Origin of the sequence: Actinomycetospora sp. NBRC 106375 (assembly GCF_030269665.1) — a bacterium.
Taxonomy (GTDB): Bacteria; Actinomycetota; Actinomycetes; order Mycobacteriales; family Pseudonocardiaceae; genus Actinomycetospora.
In genome coordinates, this window is sequence record NZ_BSTS01000033.1 from 1 (window position 1) to 14,818 (window position 14,818).

Here is a 14,818-nt window from a genome sequence, read left to right on the forward strand (position 1 = left end):
CGCCCGCCACCCCGACGTCCTGGCCGCTCAACGCCGCGAACGCGCCCGCATCCGCAGCGAACGACAACACCGCTGGGGCCGACCCCGAGCCGCATGACCCGGCAAACGTTCGTGGTCAACGCACTAGCGTCGAGGGGTGAGCCGGGACCGTCGGTGGTGGCACGTCGACCCCGCCGGACTCCTCGTCGCCGCGGTCGTCGCGGTCCTCGCCCTCGGCCCCGGGCTCCTGCCGCGCGACGGCGTCACCCAGGGCGTCGTGTCCGGGGTCGTCGCCGCGCTCGGGTACGGGCTCGGGACGGCGGTGTCGGGTCTGGCACGGCTCGGCGGCGTCCGGCCGCGCCGGCGGTTCGGCGCGTGGCTGCCGGTGGCGGTCCTCGGCGTGCTGGTGGCCGCCTTCGCGGTCGCGGCGGGCGGGCAGCAGCGGGCCGCGGCCCTCATCGGGGCACCACCGCCGTCGAACGCCGCCTTCCTGCTCGGGGTCCCGGTGACGGTGGCCGTGGTGGCCCTGCTGGTGGCCGCCGCGCGGGGCCTGCGCCGGCTCACCCACCTGCTCCGGCATCGCCTGCCCGGTCCAGCCGCTGTCGGGGTGGTCGCGCTCGCGACGCTCGTCGTGGCCGGGGTCGCGACCTCCGTCGCGCTCACCGTCACCGAGGCCGCGTTCCGCGCCCGCAACGACGAGCCCGGGGTGAGCGGCGGGCCGCCGGAGCGCGCGACGCGGTCCGGGTCGCCGACCTCGCTCGTCGGGTGGGACACGCTGGGGCGCGACGGACGTCGCTTCGTCGCCGGCGGGCGGCCCGCCGAGCAGCTGGCGGCCGCCGCGGGACGCGCGCCGCGTGACCCGGTCCGGGTCTACGTGGGGCTCGAGAGCGCGCCCGACCCGTCAGCGCGGGCCGCGCTCGCCGTCGCGGAGCTCGACCGCGCCGGCGCCTTCGACCGCTCCGTCCTCGCGCTCGTGACGCCGACCGGGTCCGGTTCGGTCGACCCCCCGATCCCCGACGCCCTCGAGCTGGTCCGCGGGGGCGACACCGCCGTCGCGGCCGTGCAGTACTCGACGCTGCCCAGCGACCTGTCCTTCCTCATCGACGGGCCCGAGGCGCGGGCGTCGACCGCGGCGCTGCTGGACGCCGTGCGGGCGCGCCTCGCTCAGAGCCCGCCCGACCGCCGGCCCCGCCTGCTCGTCTTCGGGCAGTCGCTCGGGTCGCTGGGGTCGCAGGCGGCGTTCGCCTCGCTCGACGACGTCCGCGCCCGCGCCGACGGCGTCCTGTGGGTCGGCCCGCCGCACGGCAGCGAGCCCTGGACCGGGCTCGTCGCGCGGCGCGACCCGGGGTCGCCGGAGGTGCTCCCGGTGGTCGACGGCGGCCGGGCGGTGCGGTTCGCGGGGCGGGCCGCGGACCTGGCGGGCGGGCCGTCACGGGAGTCGTGGGAGTCGTGGGAGTCGTGGGAGTCGTGGGAGTCGTGGGAGTCGTGGGAGTCGTGGGAGCAGCCCCGCGTCCTCTACCTCCAGCACCCGTCGGACCCGGTCGTGTGGTGGTCCCCGGGCCTGCTCTGGCGTCGCCCGGACCGGTTCTCCGAGCCGGCGGGCTCCGACGTCCCGCCCGGGCAGCACTGGTACCCGGTGATCACGTTCTGGCAGACGACCGTCGACCTCGCGCGGGCGCAGTCCCTGACGCCCGACCACGGGCACCGGTACGACACCCTGCTCGTCGACGGCTGGGCCGCGGTGGCGCCGCAGCCGGGCTGGACCGCCGCCGACACCGATCGGGCCCGGCAGGTGTTCGGGGGCTGACCGCGTGGGGAGCCTCCCGTGTGAGTGCACCGAAGACCGTCGCCGCGCACGTGCTCGCCCGCCTCGCCGAGTGGGGGGTCCACCGCTTCTACGGCTACCCCGGGGACGGCATCGGGGGCATCTTCACCGCCCTGCCCGAACGGGAGGACGCCGAGTTCGTGCAAGTGCGGCACGAGGAGACCGCCGCGTTCGCCGCCTGTGCCGACGTGAAGTACGGCGGGTCGCCCATCGGGTGCTGCGCCGTGACCAGCGGGCCCTGGGCAGTGCACGCCCTCAACGGCCTCTACGACGCCAAGCTCGACCACCAGCCCGTCGTCGCCCTCGTCGGGCACACCGCACAGACCGCCCAGGGCGGCGGCTACTACCAGGAGATCGACCTCGGCGCCCTGCTCTCCGACGTCGCGGGCTACCTCGCCGAGGTCAAGGACCCGAGCCAGGTGCGGCACGTCGTCGACCGGGCCTGCCGCAGCGCGCTCGCCGACCGCACGGTCGCGGCGATCATCCTGCCCTCCGACGTGCTCGAGCAGTCCGCGGTCGTCGACCCGCCCGACGCCCACGGCTACTACCACACCTCTGCACGGCGCCCAGTACGGGTCGCTGTCGGGGACGCTGCTCTCGATGGGCGGGGGCATGCCCTACGCGATCGCGGCGAAGAACGCGCACCCCGACCGCCCGGTCGTCGCGCTGATCGGCGACGGGGCGATGCAGATGAACGGGGTCAACGAGCTGATCACCGTGCAGCGGTACTGGCGCCAGTGGGCCGACCCGCGCTTCGTCGTGCTCGTGCTGTCCAACGACGACCTGTCCTACGTCTCGTGGGAGACCCGCGGGATGCTCGGCGAGCCGCCCGACCCGCAGTCCCAGTCCGTGCCCGACGTGCCCTACGCGCAGTGGGCGATGCTGCTCGGGCTCGACGGCCTGGAGCTGCGCGAGCGCGAGCAGATCGGCGCCGTGTGGGACCACGCCCTGGCCGCCGACCGCCCGTTCGTGGTGGACGCGAAGGTCGACAAGGACATCCCGCTCGTCCCGCCGCACGTGACGGTCCAGCAGGCCCTCAACACCGCCCGCTCCCAGCTCGCCGGCGACAGCGACGCGCTCGCGATCATCGCCAACGGCGTGAAGGAGACGGTCGGCGCCAAGGCCCGCTCGGTGCTGGGGCTGTCACCGAAGGATTGAGCGGCACCGAAGGAGTGAGCGGCCCGAAGGAGTGATCTGTCCCCGGACGGGGCACACGATCCGGCATGGCAGCCAGGGGCAAGGCGTTCGTCGCGTCGCTGTCGGGGACGTCGCTGGAGTACTACGACTTCGCGGTCTACGGGACGGCCTCGGCGCTGGTCTTCCCGCAGCTGTTCTTCCCGGGCAACGACCCGCTGACCGGGACCCTGCTGGCCTTCACGACGTTCGCCGTCGGGTACGTGTCGCGGCCGGTCGGCGGGTTCGTGTTCGGCCGGCTCGGGGACACCCTCGGGCGCAAGCGGGTCCTCGTGACCACGCTGCTGCTCATCGGTGTCGCCACCGTCGCGATCGGGCTGCTGCCCACCTACGCCACCATCGGCGTCACGGCGCCGATCGTGCTCGTGCTGCTGCGCTTCGCCCAAGGCGTCGGCGTCGGCGGCGAGTGGGGGAGCGCGGTGCTGCTCTCCGGCGAGTTCGGCGACCCGCGGCGCCGCGGCTTCTGGTCGTCGGCGGCCCAGATCGGTCCGCCGGCGGGCAACCTGCTCGCGAACGGCGTGTTCGCCGTCCTCGCCGCGACCCTGTCCACCGACCAGCTCCTGTCGTGGGGCTGGCGCGTCGCGTTCCTGCTCTCGGCGCTGCTCGTCGCCTTCGGCCTGTGGATCCGGCTCACGCTCGAGGACACCCCGGTGTTCCGCGCGCTGCAGGAGTCGGGGGAGACCTCGGGCAGCCCCGTCCGCGACGTCCTGCGCACGCAGCCGCGCGGGCTGGTCGCCGCGATCCTCGCCCGACTCGGTCCGGATGTGGCGTACTCGCTGCTGACCGTCTACGTGCTCACCTACGCCACGAAGACCGCGGGCTTCGCACGCGCCGAGGTGCTCTCGGCGGTCCTCGTCGGCTCGGCGCTCCAGCTCGGGCTCATCCCGGCGTTCGGGGCCCTGTCCGACCGCTGGAACCGGCGCCTGATCTCGATCGTCGCCGTGGTGGGCACCGGGGTGTGGGTGTTCGTGCTCTTCCCGGTGATCGCCTCCGGGGCGTTCGGGCTGCTCGTGCTCGGCGTCGTCGTGGGCCTCGTCCTGCACGCGATGGCCTACGGCCCGCAGGCGGCGTTCATCACCGAGCAGTTCTCCCCGCGCCTGCGCTCGACCGGCTCGTCGCTCGGCTACACCATCGCCGGTGTCTTCGGCGGTGCGCTCGCCCCGGTGATCCTGACCGCGCTGAACGCCGACTTCGGGTGGTCGGTCGCGGCCGTCTACGTCGCCGTGGCCTGCGTCCTCTCGGTGGTCGGTCTGGCGCTGGGGCGCGACCACGACCCGCGCGAGGACGAGGAGCTGGCCGCCGCCGCGCCCGCAGGCCCTGCGGGAGCGGGCGCCGAGCGTCCGTAGGGTCTCGGGACATGGCGGTCACCGTGGACAACACCGACGACCTGACCCGCGCGCCCGGCGCGTCGGTCACCCCCGACACCCTGCCGAACGACCTCGACATCACCGACCTCGTCATCGGGGGCGGCACCGAGGCCGGCCCCCGCGACACCGTGCAGGTGCAGTACCAGGGCATCCGCGTCTCGGACTCCGGCGAGTTCGACTCGTCCTGGTCCCGCGGCGGCGCCCCGGTCGAGTTCCCGCTCAACGGCGTCATCGACGGGTTCAAGCTCGGCATCTCCGGCATGCGCGAGGGCGGGCGGCGCGTGCTCGTCGTCCCGCCGCACCAGGGCTACGGCGACCGCGGCGTCCCGCCGGTCATCCCGGCGAACGCCCACCTCGTCTTCGTCGTGGACCTCGTCAAGGTCAACTGAGGCGCGCGGCGCCGGTCCGTGCTCGGTCAGGCCCCGAACGATGCGGGCTGCCCGGTCGCCTCGAGCACCGACATCCACAGGTCGCCGTCCGGGTCGACCTGGTTGCGGTGGGCGGTGATCAGGCCCATCGGGATGTGCACGAACCGGCGCCGCCAGCGCACGACGACGGTCTCGGTGCGCCCGGCCATGCCGGCGTGCACCGCGGCGTGGGCGAGCCGGACGCAGTAGACGCTGTCGTAGGCGTTGGCGGCGACGCTGCGGATCGCGTAGCTCGGGTCGAGGTAGCGCACCGTCGGCGGGAGATCCACCGCGGTGAGGTGCTCGGTGATCTTCTCCTTGAGGAACAGGCCGATGTCGCCGAGCTTGGTGTTGCCCGACGCGTCGGTGGTCTGCCCCTCCTCCTCGAGCAGGTCCTGCCCGGCGCCCTCGGCGACCACGACGACCACCTGGCCGTGCCGGCGGACGTGGTCCTCCACCCGGCGCAGCACCCCGTTGGGTCCGTCGAGCACGAACGGGACCTCGGGGATCAGCACGAAGTCGGCGTCGTTGTTCGACAGCGCCGCGTAGCAGGCGATGAAGCCGGAGTGCCGGCCCATGAGCTTGACGATGCCGACGCCGTTCTCGGCGGCCTGCGACTCGATGAACACCGAGGCGATGAACTCGGTCGCCTGCGCGAACGCGGTCTGGAAACCGAAGCTCTGGTCGGTGTAGGGCAGGTCGTTGTCGATCGTCTTCGGGACGCCGACGACGGCGATGTCGAGGCCCCGCGCGTCGACCTCCTTCGTGATCTTCATGGCGCCGCGCATGCTGCCGTCGCCGCCGATCACGAACAGGACGTGGATCCCGAGCTCGACGAGGGTGTCGACCATCTGCTCGGCGTCCTGGTCGCCCCGCGAGCTGCCGAGGATCGTGCCGCCGTCGTTGTTGATGTCGCGGACGGCGTCGAGGTCGAGCTCGACGACGCGCTCGCGGTGCTGGGGCGTGAGGCCGGCGAACCCGTTGCGGAACCCGTAGATGTGCGCGACGTGGTAGTGCTCGGTGAGCTCCTGCACGATCCCGCGGATCACGTCGTTGAGCCCCGGGCACAGGCCGCCGCAGGTCACGATGCCGACGCTCGTCGCCGCCGGGTCGAAGTACACCTTCCGTCGCGGCCCGGCCGCCTCGAGGCTCGGTAGCCGGTCGATCGGCACGCCGCGGGAGAGCAGCACCGAGACGGTGTCGTCGACGAGCACGCGGTCGTCCTCGTGGACGTAGTGGGGCGACGTGCGCTTGGTCGCCAGCATCTCCGCGAACGGGGAGTCGTGGCGGCACTCGCCCAGGCTGCGGACGCGCAGGTCGTCGAGGTCGAGCGTCACGGGGGACCCCCAGGGGTCGTGGTGGGACGACCGGTCGCGTCGTTGCGGGTCTCCGGCATCTGCATCGGTCACGATAACGGAGCGGGTGCTCCGGGTGGCCCGTCAGTGCGGTCCCCCACGCGCGGCCACGGTGCCGCGGCGCAGCGCCCGTCGCGGAGACCATGCGTTCGGCGACGGAAAGTGCGGAAATGCGCCGTCAGCAGGGCCGTTCCGGTGAATTGTTGTACGACCAGTACGTACATCTGCTGATCGGCCGGACATGATCGATTACCTAGGGTCGTTCCTAATCGGGTGACGACGAATGGGGGACCCGATGGACGAGAACGACCAGATCTCCGCCCACACCACGGACGTCCGCGAGCGGGCCGTGCTCGACAATCTCCAGGCCAACATCATCAAAGGACACGCCCGCGGGACATTCGCCGCGCTGTTCCTGAACTTCCAGGACGCGGCCGAGGCACACGCCACGATCGCGGACCTGTTGCCGCTCGTGAAATCGGCGAGCACGCACCTCTGGGAGGTCGAGGCCTTCCACAGCGGGCTCGGCGGGGGCACGCCGTACGTCGGTGTCGGGCTGAGCCAGAAGGGTCTCGACGTCCTCGGGGCACAGGTCCCGGAGCCGGCGCCGAACTTCACGCTCGGGATGAAGGACCGCCAGGACGGCCCCGGACTGCCGCCGATGGCCGACCCGCCCCCCGGGGACTGGGAGCCCGGGTACCAGGGGGACCTGCACGCGGTCGTGCTGATCGGCGACGCGTCCGCCGACGGCGCGGCGCGCGCCGAGGACGCGGTGCGGGCCCTCCTGCCCCGCGCCGAGATGGTGGTGGTCGACCAGCGGGGCCAGGAGATCACCAACACCGACGGCGTGGGCCTCGAGCACTTCGGCTACGTGGACGGCCGCAGCCAGCCGTTGTTCCTCGAGGAGGACATCACCGCCGAACCGCGGACGCGGTGGGACCCGGCGTTCGGACTCGGCCAGCTGCTCGTCCCCGAGGACGGCGCCTTCGCCGACGCGAACCGCTTCGGCAGCTTCCTCGTCTTCCGCAAGCTCGAGCAGAACGTGCGGCTGTTCAAGGAGGAAGAGGAGCGGATCGCCACGGATCTCGGCCTCGTCGGGCCCGACCGAGAGAGGGCTGGTGCGATGATCGTAGGGCGCTTCGAGGACGGCACACCGCTCGTCGACCACGACGCGGCCACCAAGCCGGGCCAGAACGTCGAGAACGATTTCGCCTACGTGGCGCCCGACCCGGCCGACGACGCGACCGGACTCCGGTGCCCCCATTTCGCCCACATCCGGAAGACGAATCCGCGGGGGTCGAGCTTCGCGGGCATGACGCCCGAGCAGATCGCGGACGAGCGCGGCCGCATCATGGCGCGCCGCGGCATCACCTACGGCGAGCGGACCGACGACATCAACGCCGATCTGCCGCCGAGCGCCCGCCCGACCGAGGGCGTCGGCCTGCTCTTCATGGCGTTCATGCGCAGCATCGAGGACCAGTTCGAGTTCACCCAGCGCGCGTGGGCGAACAACAAGGACTTCCCGTTCGTCGAGCCCGACCCGGGCCTCGACCAGGTCATCGGCCAGGGCCAGCGGCCCGGTACGTCAGTGCTCCACTGCCCGGTGGCCTGGGGACAGGCCCCGACGCAGGACGTCGACCCGATGCAGCAGGCCGTGACGCTCAAGGGCGGCGAGTACTTCTACGCCCCCTCGATCCCGTTCCTCCGCGAGCTCTGAGCCATGACCACCTTCACCCTGCGCGCGGCGTCGGTGACCGGAGAGGTGGTGTAGGCCGCTCGGACGAGCCGCGGCAGGCAGCCAGCCTCTAGGGTGCCTTTCTCTCGATCTCCGCCGATCCCGAGGAGGGCACCCGTGGCCGAGGACGTCGTCGTCACCCGCACCGTCGAAGCGCCACCGGACCGCGTCTGGGACCTCGTCGGCGACCCGGCCCGGATCGGCGGGATCTCCCCGGAGTGCCACCGCGTCGACTGGCTCGGCGGTGCGACAGGGCCGGAGCCGGGCGCGCGGTTCCGTGGGCACAACCGCAAGGGCCTGCTGCGGTGGTCGACGACCGGCACGGTCGTCGACTACACCCCGCAGCGCGAGATCACCTGGGACGTCGACCTCCTGGGCCAGCCGGTCGCCCGCTGGGGCTTCCGCCTGACGCCACAGGACGGTGGGACGCGCGTCGAGCAGTTCTGGCAGGACCGGCGCAGCCCGCTGGCGAACGTCGTGGGCCGCGCGCGGGCCTGGGACGTGCCCGGCGCCAACCGCCGCGGCATGGAGCAGACGCTCGACGCGGTGCGACGGAAGGCCGAGCAGGGCTGACGCCCGGGGTCACTCGAGGGCCGCGACGCCCTCGAACCCGGAGAGCTCGAGCACCCGGCGGGTGACCGAACCCGGCGGGACGTGCACGCGCAGCTCGATCTGGAGCACCTCGAGGCGAGCCGCGAGCGCGAACAGCACCCGCAGGCCCGCGCTGTCGAGGTACGAGAGCTCGCCGAGCCCCAGCGTCACCTCGGTCGTCTCGTTCGGGATCGCCGCGCTGAGCTGCTCCTCGACGGTCCCGGCGTTCTCCAGGTCGACCTCGCCGCCGATGTCGATGCGGACGGCGGAGTCGCGCGGATGGACGACAACGGTCGCCGTGGTCATGAGCCGGCCTCCGTGATGGTGCGCCAGAACGTCACGGTCGTGCCGCCGACGCCCGCGACGACGTCCATGTGGTCGCTGCACCGCTGGATGAGCGCGGTGCCGCGCCCGCGGTTGTGGCCCCGCGCCGAGCGCCACCGCCCGTTGTCGCGCACGACGGTGACGATCGTCGAGCCGTCCAGGTCCATCTGCAGCGACAGACTCCCGCCGGCCGGCCCGTAGGCGTGCTCGATGACGTTGGAGCAGGCCTCGCCGGCGGCCACGAGGACGTCGGCCGCGACGTCGGGCGGCGCCCCGGTCGCGGCGAGCCAGCGCCGGACCGCGGACCGGATGTCCGCCAGCGTGCGCGGCGAGGCGGGGACCACGGTGTTCAGCGGCACCACGTCCGGCGTGCCCAGGCGGCGCAGCACGAGCATCGCGACGTCGTCCCCGACCGGCGTGCCGCCGACCAGGTCGTGCAGGACCCGCGCGCACACCGTCTCGGCGTCGTCGGAGACCACGGCCGCGTTGAGGTCGTCCAGGCCGGCGTCGAGCGTGCGACCCCGGCGCTCCACGAGCCCGTCGGTGTACAGGAAGAGCAGCGCATCGGAGGGGAGGTCGATCAGCGTGGTGCGTCGCGGCGCCCCCACGGAGACGCCGACGGGGAGGTCCACCGGGACGTTGACCAGCGCGGACGGCGTCCCGGGCTGCGCGAGGATCGGCGGCAGGTGCCCGGCCGTCGAGAGCGCCAGCCGCTCCAGCGACGGCTCGATGATCGCGTACATCACCGTCGCCATGACGTTGTCCTCGAAGTGCTGCACGTTGCCGTCCAGCCGCTCCAGGACCTCCGCCGGGTCGTCCTCCTCGAGGGCGAACGCCCGCAGGGCGCTGCGGAGGCGACCCATCACCACCGCGGCCTGGAGCCCCCGCCCGACCACGTCCCCGATGACCACGCCGATGCGCCCCGACGGCAGCGAGAAGACGTCGTACCAGTCGCCGCCCAGGCCGCCGGCCTCGCCCGGGATGTAGCGCGCCGCGAACTCCATGCCGTTCACCCGGGGCAGCTGACCCGGCAGCAGACTGCGCTGGAGGGCCGACGCGGCCGCCCGGTCGAGGTCGGACATCCGCGTGCGCGTCACCATGGCGATCCGGTCCGCCGCCGTCTGCAGCAGATCCGCGTCGTCGGAGGTGAACAGGCGCGGGCGCAGCGTGCCGACGTGCAGGACGCCGATCACCCCGCCCTCCGCGACCAGGGGCACGCCGAGCAGCGAGCGGATGTCCTTCTCCCGCAGGATCGGGTTGAGGACGTTGGAGTGGTCGACCTCGTCGATGATCACCGGCCGGCGCTCGGCGGCGATGCGTCCGGCGAAGCCCTTCCCGACCGGGATGCGGACGCCCTGGAGCACCTCCTCCTCGATGCCCCGGGCCGCCGTGGCCGCGAGGTGGGTCCCGGAGGGGTCGAGGAGCAGGACCGCGGCGGTGTCGGCCTCCAACAGGGAGCGCACACGGTCCAGCAGCTCGGTGAGCAGGTCCTCGATGCGCAGATGCGACAGGCTGGTGTCGGTGATCTGCTCGATACGCCGGAGCCGATCCTCGTCCGTGACGGCGCTGGAGGCGGCCATGGGGGCAAGTTAGTACCCGTCCGGGCTGCGGGGAACGGGCCCGGCCGGGGGAGACCGTCGCACCACCGGGCTAGCGTGGCGGGCGTGCGACTGGCGACGTGGAACGTGAACTCGGCCAAGGCCCGGGAGCCGCGGCTGCTCGGCTGGCTGGACGACCGCGCGCCCGACGTGGTCTGCCTGCAGGAGACCAAGCTGTCCGACGAGGCGTTCGACGAGTCCTTCGGTGCGCCGCTCGCCGAGCGTGGGTACGCGGTGGCCCACCACGGCGAGGGCCGGTGGAACGGCGTCGCGCTGCTGTCGCGGGTCGGGCTCGACGACGTCACCGAGGGGCTGCCCGGCGCCCCCGGCTACCCGCACCAGGAGGCCCGCGCGGTCACCGCGACGTGCGGCGGGCTGCGGGTCACGTCGGTCTACGTGCCCAACGGCCGCGACCCCGGCGACCCGCACTACGCCTACAAGCTCGAGTGGCTGGCCGCCCTGCGCGACCGCGTGGAGGCCGCCGGGGCCGACGACGCGGTCGTCGCCGGCGACTTCAACATCGCGCCGGCCGACCCCGACGTCTACTCCGTCGAGGCGTTCGCCGAGTCCACCCACGTCACGCCTCCCGAGCGCGAGGCCCTCGCCGCCCTGCTCAAGACCGGGCTGCACGACGTCACCCGCGAGCGCTGGCCCGACGAGAAGGTCTTCACCTACTGGGACTACCGCGGCGGCGCGTTCCACCAGGACCGCGGGATGCGCATCGACCTCGTGCTCACCGGCGGGCCGATCGCGTCCCGTCGCGCCGCGCTGTGGATCGACCGCCAGGCGCGCAAGGGCTCCGGCCCGTCCGACCACGCGCCGGTGATCCTCGACCTCGACGAGGCCCCCGACGGCGACATCGGCCCCGTGGTGCCGCCCCCGTCGCTGGGGGCGAAGAAGGGCGGCTCGCGGGCCAAGAAGGCCTGAGGGGTCACGCCCCTCGGGCGGCCCTGAACGCCGACCCGGCCTCGTCGAGGTCCACGACCGGCGCGGGGTAGTCGAACTCGCCGGACTGCTTCCACGGCTCGTGGATGCGCGCGCCCTCCAGCTCGGCCAGCTCGGGCACCCAGTGGCGCACGTACTCGCCGTCGGGGTCGTAGCGCTTGGCCTGCGTGATCGGGTTCAGCACCCGGTTCGGGCGGGTGTCCGTGCCCGTCCCGGCCACCCATTGCCAGTTCATCTGGTTGTTGGCGACGTCGCCGTCGACGAGGTGGTCGAGGAAGTGGCGGGCACCGAGCCGCCAGTCCAGGTAGAGCGACTTGGCGAGGAAGCTGCCGGTGATCAGCCGCAGGCGGTTGTGCATCCAGCCCTCGTGGTGGAGCTGGCGCATGCCGGCGTCGACGATCGGCACCCCGGTGCGTCCCTCCGCCCACGCGGCGAACTCCTCGTCGTCGCGGCGCCACCGGTCCCCGCGGTCGCGGTAGTCCTCGGCCGACGCCCGGGGCACCGCGGCGAGGGTCTGGTGGTGGAAGTCGCGCCAGGCGAGCTGGCGGACGAACTGTGCCGCCGCCTCCGACGACGTCCCCGCCCGCCGCGCGATCTCGGTGGGGGAGACGCAGCCGAAGTGCAGGTACGGCGAGAGCCGCGACGTCGCGTCGCGCGCCGGGAGGTCCTGGCCCTCGGCGTAGTCGTCGATGTGGTCGAGCCAGTCCTGCAGCCGCTCGCGGGCGGCCCCCTCCCCGCCGGGCATCAGGCCGGGCGCGGTGTCCCCGTCGGCGAGGTCCTCCGCCTCCGGGACGGAGCCGGCGCGGACCTTCGTCGGGAGCGTCAGGTCCGTCGGCGGGTCGAGGGGTTCGCGGGTCTCCACGTCGGCCCACTTCCGGTGGTACGGCGTGAAGATCTTGAAGTGGTCGCCGCTCGTCGGCGTGACCGTGCCGGGGGAGACGACGGTGACGACGGCGTCGTGCACGACCAGCTCGCGGTCGTCGTCGCCGAGCGCCTTCTCGAGCGCCTTGCGCCGCCGGCCCGCGTAGGCGCTGACGTCGCCCGCGACGTGCACCGCCGAGGCGCCCACCTCGCCGGCGAGCGTCCGGACCTCCTCGACGACGTCGCCCCACCGGACCACGAGCCGGGCGCCCGCCGCCCGCAGACCGGCGTCGAGGTCGGCGAGGGACTCGGCGAGGAACCGCGCCCGGTTCGGCACGCGGAAGCCCCGCATGGCGTCGTCGACGACGAACAGCGGCACGACCTGCCCGTCCTCCGCACCCTCGGCGGCGCCGCGGAGCACGGGCTGGTCGTGGACCCGCAGGTCCCGGGTGAACAGGCAGATCGTGGGCACCCCGCCGCGTTCCCGTCAGGCCCCGGTCGTACTCACGAGGCTCGCCGCCCACTGCTCGATCGTGGTGGGGCTCCCGGTGGCCGGCCCGCGACCACGGCGGCGCACGACCCGCCGGTTGAACGCGGCGTTCATCGCGAGCTGTTCGTCGGTGAGGTCGGCGGGCAGGCCGGCCTCGACGAGCACCGCGCGCATGACGTCGTCCGGCGCCCGCTCGTAGCGCAGCGGCTTCCCGAGCACGGCGCCGATCCGCGCGACGGCGTCCGGGAGCGTGAGGTCCTCGGGACCGGGCACCTCGCGGACCCCGACCGCGCCCGGGTCGAGCAGGGCGGTCGCGGCGGCGTCGCCGACGTCCCGGGTGGCGACCATCGGCAGGGCGACGTCCGGGGCGACCGTGTCGTGGTGCACCCCCGCGGCCAGCATCGCCGGCAGCGCGGGGAGGAAGGACTCGAAGAACAGCCCCGGCCGCAGGAGCGTGACCCGGGCGTCGAGGCCGGCGAGTCGTTCCTCCTGCTGGTGCAGGGTCTCGAGGAAGCCGGTCCCGCTCGGGATCTCCGCCCCGAGCGAGCTGAGGGCCACCACCCGCGGCACCCCGGCGGCGCGCAGGCCCGCGGTGATCGCGGTGCCGACCTGCTCCTGCTGGCGCCGGTAGCCGGGTGCGGCGAGGTCGAGGGGCATGAGGACGTAGGCCGCCTCGGCGCCGCGGAAGGCGGCGGTTCGGACGGCGGGGTCGGTGATGTCGCCGACGACCGGCTCGGCGCCGTGGGCCGCCGCGTCGGCGAGACGGGCGGCGTCACGCCCGACGGCGCGCACCGCGACGCCCGCCGCGCGGAGGCGGCGCACGACCTGCCCGCCGGTGTTCCCGCTCGCTCCCAGAACAGTGATCATGATGGCGTCTCCTCGGTGTGGCTCGATCTGCTGCGTCCGAGCCTGCTGCCGACGAGTCGGACGAACCATCGCCAGGCGGCCGGTTCTCTTGCTCGATCGTCCATCGTGCTGGAGGGTGGGTGCCGTGACCGTCGTCCAGCCGCCCTGGACCCCCTCCGACGCCGTCGGCGAGGCCCTGCACGTCCTGCGGATGAGCGGGACGTTCTACTGCTCGTCCGAGCTCGGCGCGCCGTGGGGGCTCCGGTTGCCCGCGACCCCGGGCTGCCTGTGGTTCCACGTCGTGACGTCGGGGAGGGCGACGTTCTGCGTCGGCGAGGAGGTCGTGACGCTCTCGCCGTCGGACATCGTGCTGCTGCCGCGCGGCGAGGGTCACCAGCTGCACTCGGTCGATCCGCCCCCGGGCCCGTCGGTGCCGGACGTCCTGACGCTGCCGCACACCTGGTACGGCGACCGCTACGCATCGATCCGCCACGGTGGCGACGGCCCGACGACGACGATGATCTGCGGCGCGGTCCGCTTCGAGCACCCGATGGCCGAACGGCTCGTGGCGCTGATGCCCGACATCGTCCACGTGCCGGTGTCCCCGCTCACCGCTCGCCTGCACGACACCCTGCGGCTCATCGCGCTCGAGGTGGCGGAGACCCGCCCCGGCGGCGAGGCCGTGATCACGCGGCTCGCCGACGTGCTCGTCGTCCAGATGCTGCGCGCCTGGCTCTCCCACGACCCGGCCGCGCGCACGGGCTGGCTCGGGGCGCTCGCCGATCCCGACATCGGGCGCGCGCTCGCGCTGGTGCACGCCGACCCCGCCCGCGACTGGTCGGTCGCCGGCCTGGCCCGCGAGCTGATGCTGTCGCGCTCGACGTTCGCGGCGCGCTTCACCGCGCTGGTCGGCGAGCCGGTCATGGCCTACGTGACCCGCTGGCGGATGCTCGTTGCCCACGACCGCCTGCGGGCCGGTGACATCACGGTCGCCGCCGTCGCCGCGTCCCTCGGCTACCGCTCCGAGGCGGCGTTCAGCCGCGCCTTCCGCCGCGTCGTGGGCACCCCGCCCGGCGCCGTGCGGGCCCGGGCCCGCGAGGAGGAGCCGCTGCTGCTCGGGGCGTAGTGCGTCAGCCGGCCCGCCGCCGCGCCCGGTAGGGCAGGACGAACAGGTAGAGGCCGGTGAGCAGGAGCAGGGCGAGCGGGAACAGCGGCGTGTAGACGATCCACGACGACGCTTCGGCGCCCTGCGCGACGGCGATCGTGGTGACCACGACCGTCACCACGAACAGCATCCTGAC

14 protein-coding genes and 1 pseudogene are annotated in these 14,818 nt (G+C 73.7%); 9 read left to right on the plus strand and 6 right to left on the minus strand.

Annotation, left to right across the window (positions count from 1 at the left end; genetic code table 11):
• Positions 1–136: 136 nt before the first annotated feature.
• From QSK03_RS30900 to QSK03_RS30920, 5 genes and pseudogenes are all read left to right on the plus strand, one after another.
• Positions 137–1,786, plus strand: coding sequence for an alpha/beta-hydrolase family protein (locus tag QSK03_RS30900; protein WP_285659441.1), 1,650 nt, complete (start codon positions 137–139; stop codon positions 1,784–1,786).
• A gap of 50 nt (positions 1,787–1,836) precedes the next feature.
• A pseudogene (locus QSK03_RS33310) lies at positions 1,837–2,106 on the plus strand (thiamine pyrophosphate-binding protein); the annotation flags it as partial.
• A 298-nt stretch (positions 2,107–2,404) separates the two neighbouring features.
• Positions 2,405–2,962 carry a thiamine pyrophosphate-dependent enzyme gene (locus QSK03_RS30910; RefSeq protein ID WP_285659442.1) on the plus strand — a complete coding sequence of 186 codons (558 nt, stop codon included), beginning with the start codon at positions 2,405–2,407 and terminating at the stop codon, positions 2,960–2,962.
• A 65-nt stretch (positions 2,963–3,027) separates the two neighbouring features.
• Positions 3,028–4,344, plus strand: coding sequence for an MFS transporter (locus tag QSK03_RS30915; protein ID WP_285659443.1), 1,317 nt, complete (start codon positions 3,028–3,030; stop codon positions 4,342–4,344).
• Between the two features lie 11 nt (positions 4,345–4,355).
• Positions 4,356–4,754 (plus strand): FKBP-type peptidyl-prolyl cis-trans isomerase, encoded by a 399-nt coding sequence (locus QSK03_RS30920; protein ID WP_285659444.1) that lies wholly within the window; start codon positions 4,356–4,358, stop codon positions 4,752–4,754.
• Between the two features lie 26 nt (positions 4,755–4,780).
• Here QSK03_RS30920 and QSK03_RS30925 read toward each other — a convergent pair whose 3' ends face one another.
• Positions 4,781–6,109 carry an ATP-dependent 6-phosphofructokinase gene (locus QSK03_RS30925; protein WP_285659445.1) on the minus strand — a complete coding sequence of 443 codons (1,329 nt, stop codon included), beginning with the start codon at positions 6,107–6,109 and terminating at the stop codon, positions 4,781–4,783.
• A gap of 313 nt (positions 6,110–6,422) precedes the next feature.
• On the opposite strand from QSK03_RS30925, the gene QSK03_RS30930 reads away from it, so the two are divergent.
• Positions 6,423–7,844, plus strand: a complete 1,422-nt coding sequence (locus QSK03_RS30930; RefSeq protein WP_285659446.1) for a Dyp-type peroxidase — start codon at positions 6,423–6,425, stop codon at positions 7,842–7,844.
• Positions 7,845–7,979: 135 nt separating this feature from the next.
• Positions 7,980–8,435, plus strand: coding sequence for an SRPBCC family protein (locus tag QSK03_RS30935; RefSeq protein WP_285659447.1), 456 nt, complete (start codon positions 7,980–7,982; stop codon positions 8,433–8,435).
• Between the two features lie 9 nt (positions 8,436–8,444).
• On the opposite strand, the gene QSK03_RS30940 is transcribed toward QSK03_RS30935, so the two are convergent.
• Both QSK03_RS30940 and QSK03_RS30945 read right to left on the minus strand, forming a co-directional pair.
• Positions 8,445–8,759, minus strand: a complete 315-nt coding sequence (locus tag QSK03_RS30940) for an STAS domain-containing protein (RefSeq protein ID WP_285659448.1) — start codon at positions 8,757–8,759, stop codon at positions 8,445–8,447.
• Complete coding sequence (locus QSK03_RS30945) at positions 8,756–10,357, minus strand: ATP-binding SpoIIE family protein phosphatase (protein ID WP_285659449.1); 1,602 nt, start codon at positions 10,355–10,357, stop codon at positions 8,756–8,758. The genes QSK03_RS30940 and QSK03_RS30945 overlap by 4 nt, the downstream gene beginning before the upstream one ends.
• 84 nt (positions 10,358–10,441) lie before the next feature.
• Between QSK03_RS30945 and QSK03_RS30950 the strand changes: the two genes are divergently transcribed.
• Positions 10,442–11,302 (plus strand): exodeoxyribonuclease III, encoded by an 861-nt coding sequence (locus QSK03_RS30950; RefSeq protein WP_285659450.1) that lies wholly within the window; start codon positions 10,442–10,444, stop codon positions 11,300–11,302.
• Positions 11,303–11,306: 4 nt separating this feature from the next.
• On the opposite strand, the gene QSK03_RS30955 is transcribed toward QSK03_RS30950, so the two are convergent.
• Together QSK03_RS30955 and QSK03_RS30960 are read right to left on the minus strand one after the other, a co-directional pair.
• On the minus strand, positions 11,307–12,653 hold the full coding sequence (locus QSK03_RS30955) for a cryptochrome/photolyase family protein (RefSeq protein ID WP_285659451.1): 1,347 nt from the start codon (positions 12,651–12,653) through the stop codon (positions 11,307–11,309).
• A 15-nt stretch (positions 12,654–12,668) separates the two neighbouring features.
• The gene (locus QSK03_RS30960; RefSeq protein ID WP_285659452.1) at positions 12,669–13,538 is read right to left on the minus strand and encodes an NmrA family NAD(P)-binding protein; all 870 of its coding nucleotides are present in this window, start codon (positions 13,536–13,538) and stop codon (positions 12,669–12,671) included.
• Positions 13,539–13,662: 124 nt separating this feature from the next.
• Here QSK03_RS30960 and QSK03_RS30965 point away from each other — a divergent pair, with 124 nt between their 5' ends.
• On the plus strand, positions 13,663–14,643 hold the full coding sequence (locus tag QSK03_RS30965; RefSeq protein WP_285659453.1) for an AraC family transcriptional regulator: 981 nt from the start codon (positions 13,663–13,665) through the stop codon (positions 14,641–14,643).
• Between the two features lie 4 nt (positions 14,644–14,647).
• Here the strand turns inward: QSK03_RS30965 and QSK03_RS30970 are convergent, their stop codons facing one another.
• Positions 14,648–14,803, minus strand: coding sequence for a hypothetical protein (locus tag QSK03_RS30970; RefSeq protein ID WP_285659454.1), 156 nt, complete (start codon positions 14,801–14,803; stop codon positions 14,648–14,650).
• Positions 14,804–14,818 lie beyond the last annotated feature (15 nt).

Excerpts from the sequence above, each read along its gene's own strand:
- QSK03_RS30960 (WP_285659452.1), bottom strand. The coding sequence starts at position 13,538 with ATGATCACTGTTCTGGGAGCGAGCGGGAACACCGGCGGGCAGGTCGTG.
- QSK03_RS30910 (WP_285659442.1), top strand. The coding sequence starts at position 2,405 with ATGGGCGGGGGCATGCCCTACGCGATCGCGGCGAAGAACGCGCACCCC.
- QSK03_RS30930 (WP_285659446.1), top strand. The coding sequence starts at position 6,423 with ATGGACGAGAACGACCAGATCTCCGCCCACACCACGGACGTCCGCGAG.
- QSK03_RS30940 (WP_285659448.1), bottom strand. The coding sequence starts at position 8,759 with ATGACCACGGCGACCGTTGTCGTCCATCCGCGCGACTCCGCCGTCCGC.
- QSK03_RS30920 (WP_285659444.1), top strand. The coding sequence starts at position 4,356 with ATGGCGGTCACCGTGGACAACACCGACGACCTGACCCGCGCGCCCGGC.
- QSK03_RS30945 (WP_285659449.1), bottom strand. The coding sequence starts at position 10,357 with ATGGCCGCCTCCAGCGCCGTCACGGACGAGGATCGGCTCCGGCGTATC.
- QSK03_RS30915 (WP_285659443.1), top strand. The coding sequence starts at position 3,028 with ATGGCAGCCAGGGGCAAGGCGTTCGTCGCGTCGCTGTCGGGGACGTCG.